The sequence below is a fragment of the Mesorhizobium sp. M7A.F.Ca.US.006.01.1.1 genome (genome assembly GCF_003997935.1).
GTDB lineage: Bacteria > Pseudomonadota > Alphaproteobacteria > Rhizobiales > Rhizobiaceae > Mesorhizobium.
Genome location: NZ_RZQL01000411.1, coordinates 1 through 3,657, shown reverse-complemented (window position 1 = coordinate 3,657; position 3,657 = coordinate 1). Strand labels below are relative to the sequence as shown.

The 3,657-nt window shown below is 58.6% G+C and carries 7 protein-coding genes; 4 read left to right on the top strand and 3 right to left on the bottom strand.

Going from position 1 to position 3,657, the window contains the following annotated elements; translation table 11 throughout:
* Positions 1-67: 67 nt before the first annotated feature.
* Positions 68-817, bottom strand: a complete 750-nt coding sequence (locus EN943_RS36025; RefSeq protein ID WP_127416498.1) for a Crp/Fnr family transcriptional regulator — start codon at positions 815-817, stop codon at positions 68-70.
* Between the two features lie 567 nt (positions 818-1,384).
* On the opposite strand from EN943_RS36025, the gene EN943_RS36015 reads away from it, so the two are divergent.
* From EN943_RS36015 to EN943_RS36000, 4 genes are all read left to right on the top strand, one after another.
* Positions 1,385-1,684 carry a PRC-barrel domain-containing protein gene (locus EN943_RS36015; RefSeq protein ID WP_013531539.1) on the top strand — a complete coding sequence of 100 codons (300 nt, stop codon included), beginning with the start codon at positions 1,385-1,387 and terminating at the stop codon, positions 1,682-1,684.
* Between the two features lie 81 nt (positions 1,685-1,765).
* The gene (locus tag EN943_RS36010) at positions 1,766-2,200 is read left to right on the top strand and encodes a GFA family protein (protein WP_127416496.1); all 435 of its coding nucleotides are present in this window, start codon (positions 1,766-1,768) and stop codon (positions 2,198-2,200) included.
* Positions 2,201-2,279: 79 nt separating this feature from the next.
* Entirely contained in the window at positions 2,280-2,480 is a 201-nt protein-coding gene (locus EN943_RS36005) for a KTSC domain-containing protein (RefSeq protein ID WP_127416495.1), read from the top strand.
* 79 nt (positions 2,481-2,559) lie between these two features.
* Positions 2,560-2,802, top strand: a complete 243-nt coding sequence (locus EN943_RS36000) for a hypothetical protein (protein ID WP_164778572.1) — start codon at positions 2,560-2,562, stop codon at positions 2,800-2,802.
* Positions 2,803-2,862: 60 nt separating this feature from the next.
* Here the strand turns inward: EN943_RS36000 and EN943_RS35995 are convergent, their stop codons facing one another.
* Entirely contained in the window at positions 2,863-3,075 is a 213-nt protein-coding gene (locus EN943_RS35995) for a hypothetical protein (RefSeq protein WP_164778573.1), read from the bottom strand.
* Between the two features lie 59 nt (positions 3,076-3,134).
* Positions 3,135-3,380, bottom strand: coding sequence for a hypothetical protein (locus EN943_RS35990; protein WP_127416493.1), 246 nt, complete (start codon positions 3,378-3,380; stop codon positions 3,135-3,137).
* Between the last annotated feature and the right edge of the window lie 277 nt (positions 3,381-3,657).

Sequence of the window (3,657 nt, the reverse complement as noted above, 5' to 3'; positions counted from 1 at the left end):
GCGTCGGCCACTCGAAAATGTCGTCTTGGCGGTTCAGTGGCGGAGAAGCCTCTGTTGACCCCGGCGCTCAAGCGAGAGGCCGCTGCTGCCTCGCGGGATGCTTCGAACCCAAATCTCCGATAAGCCGGCGGTATTGGGTTTCGGGCGGACCGTAAGAGTCCCGCGCCAACTTCATGAGACCGTCTCGATCGCGGATCGTGATCTCTCCGCGGCGCGCCCGGATATAACCATAACTCTCGATCATCTGGAGGCCAACGGTAACCCCCGGACGCCTGACACCAAGCATGATAGACAGAAATTCATGGGTTATCATTAGCCGGTCGCCGACAGTGCGGTCGCTGCACATCAGAAGCCATCTCGCCAGCCGGACTTCCAGGCTCTGCCGTGCGTTGATCGATGCCGTATAGCTTGTCTGAACATGGAAATATTGGACATAGCGCAACAGGAACGGCCGCAATGTAGGACTGTTCTCCAGGGCTTCGACGAATCGGGGTGCCTCTATCCGGAGGGCCTCGCATGTCGACTGGACGTAACAATCAAAGTTCGCCTGGTCGTCGCCCATGATCAGGGCCGAACCGGTCAGTCCTTCGAACCCGATGATTCCGACCTCCGCTTCGGTCGCAGGCGAAGTCCGCGCCACCACCGAGGCCAGTCCGCTTTCCAGAAAATAGACGGCTTCGATCTTCTGCCCCGCATTCTCCAGCGGCGCGCGCACCTCCAGGAAAACGCTCGCCAGATGCGGCCTTAGCCGCGCGAAATCGTCCGCGCTCATGCGGCGAAGCAATTCGCTCTTGGCTTGCAGGATCTGGTAATCCACGAGACTCTTTTCCCTTGGGCAAGAGCACTGGGATCTCTTAGCCGACCGCGACCGTCGAACGAGCGGACGGTAACGAACCATAGACTTCGTCTGGCGCAGCACTAGACGGGCGGGCGTGTTGGTATGAAACCGACAGTTACTGCTGAAGACTCGAAGGCCTTGTTGGCTGACCATCTTTCGCCAGCAAACGAGTCTCCCGCAGGATAGAGGCGCGATCGAACCCGAGGAGCGATATGATTTCGCGTATCTGCTGTTCAGTGGTGCCTGTATCCCGCGCCAGCGCGGTTATCGCGACGACTGACAGACCGGGGTGCTCGGGCGCCTTCGCCATGCAACGCCATGCCTCATGATGGGCAAGAGCGATGGTCACTCCCAAGCGTCAGCGCCCAATTGTGCTGCTGACGATTTCCTTTTGTACGCTTCCGTACACAGCTTTGCGAGTCAATTCGGGCCGAGGCTGATTTGAGGTTCCTGCGAACTTGCGTCGTCCGTCCGTCGCCCCGAATTTTTCGGAACGATTGCCCGGCTGAGAGGTTCAAATATTCCACCCAACAGGATTCTCAAACCATGGATCACACCAACCACGTACGCCTCACAAGCACCGAACTGACGCCAGACATTCTCGAAGACGCCACGATCTACGACGCGGACGACAACAAGGTCGGCAGCGTTTCGCATGTTCACGGCTCTGGAGCCGCCAGTCAGGTCGTCATCGATGTCGGCGGCTTTCTCGGCATAGGCGCCAAGCCGGTCGCCGTCCCTGCGAGCCAGTTGGAATTCATGCGCGATGAAGATGGCGACGTTCACGCCGTGACGAACTGGACCAAGGATCAGCTCAAGAGCATGCCCGAGCATCACGATGCATGATTTCGAGGACTTCACCTTGAACGGGAGCGGCCGCTTGGCCGCTCTCTCAACGTCCCTTGGGCACGACAGGATGGATAGACGATGCGGCGCGAGACCGGAGCCTGCTTCTGCGGAGGGATCGCCGCAGCCATGGACGGAGAGCCTTTCTGGATATGCTACGATCACGACGACGATTGCCGCCGGGCCATCGGAAGTCCGCTGACGATCTGGGTCGGTTACCGGCCGAAGCAATTTCAGCTTCTTAGGGGAACGCCGAAGGTCTTTTCCAAAACGCCAAGCGTCACCCGCACGTTCTGCCCGAACTGCGGAAGCTCGATAGGCTATAGCGACGAAGGCCTGCCGGACGAGTTCTATGTGACGATCGGCTTCCTCGACAAACCTGAAGGTTTTCGGCCGCAAGGCCATGCCTATTGGGACCTGAGGCTGCCGTGGATCGAGTTTGATGACAGCCTGCCACGCATCGACCGATATTCGAGGAAGCGCGACCCGAAGTTCGGCAACCCGCGCGACCGGTAGTCGCGGTGCGACGCGCGAAGACATCGCGGAACCTGACGATCGCTGGCGGGTTATTCGGGCAGACCCGTCGGGTGCCACTATGCCATCGACCGTGATCCGAAACGCACAGTACGATCCCGCCACCAGGATCCTCTCGGTCTGGTTTGTACCGAGCGGCAAACGTTACGACTATGAGGATGTTGCGCCGGCAACTTATGCCGCTTTCACCAAAGCTTCCTCAAAAGGCCGCTTCTTCAATGAATTCATCCGAGATCGCCATCGGTACCGCCGCGTGGCGTGACAAGTTCGGACATGAGCAGGCGATGCACGGAACCTGACCGGCATCGTCTCGTTGACGTCTCGTCGAAGCAAACCAGGCAATGACAATTCATCTGGACATGCTCGTGTTGGCACCGGCAAAGATTGATCGGAAAAGGCTTCAAGGGAGTTCAAGAGCCATGACGGCCAAGAAGCAGAAGACCGAAAGCAAGGACAAGAAAGCATTGCGCTTGGCGGAGACCACCGACGTCTCACCCAAGCAGGCCAAGGAGCTGATGCAAAAGCATGGCAAGGACAGCCCCAAGGTGGAGAAGGAAGCCAGAAACTTCAAGGCGGAAGGATAGGGTTCATTGACGCCGGGCCTGTATGACCCCTGCAAGCGATCGGCCGCCAGTAATTCGAGATTAAGGGGGCGCCCCGGCCCTTTCGGCCGCGAGCGCAAAGGGGAAGCGCAGCACCAGGTTGCGGTTCTCGTCAAAAATCTCGAAGGTCAATCCGATACGCAGCGGCTTGCCATGCAGCAGCTGCTCGGCGAGGATTTCCTTCGCCGACGCCATTGCGTTTTCCTCGGCGCCCGCGAGATCAGGAAATTCCTGGCCCTCCGGATCCTCCTGCAAGCTTCCGCTCTCATCTCGAAGGTCGAAAAAATACCTGGACATGCCGACTGAACTCCTGCTCATCGCGACGGTGGCATCGGAAGCGTCCCCGGATTGTCGAAGAGCACAGCGAGGCCATGCTCGATGGCGCAGGCCGCTATCAGATCATCGAAGGCCTTTCCGGAAAGCGGGCAACTTGGCATCACCTCTCGAATTGCGGTCCCGGCCTTGGCGGTAGAGATCACATCGTGGCGTTTCTTGCGTGTCTCGACATATTGCTCGACCAGGATTTTCAGGCGCCTCACCGCAACGTCGTCCGTAAACATGGATTCCTCAGCCAATGCCTGAAGTAAGGCTGTCGGCCTGATCATCGGCCGACGATCTCGGGATTAGCCGGGATCGCTCGCACAATATTTCCATGGGCAGTTGGTTCCCCCAACCGCTTGCTTGGTAATTTTCGTACAGGGAATACCCGCGCTTTCATCGGATCGAACCGACTCGATTTTCCGATGCCAATGGCGAGCCTTCAGGCTTGCATCACCTTGCGGCTGTGACGCGCAACGACACTTTCTTCATCGGTCGCAATCACGCGCACCTCCACCT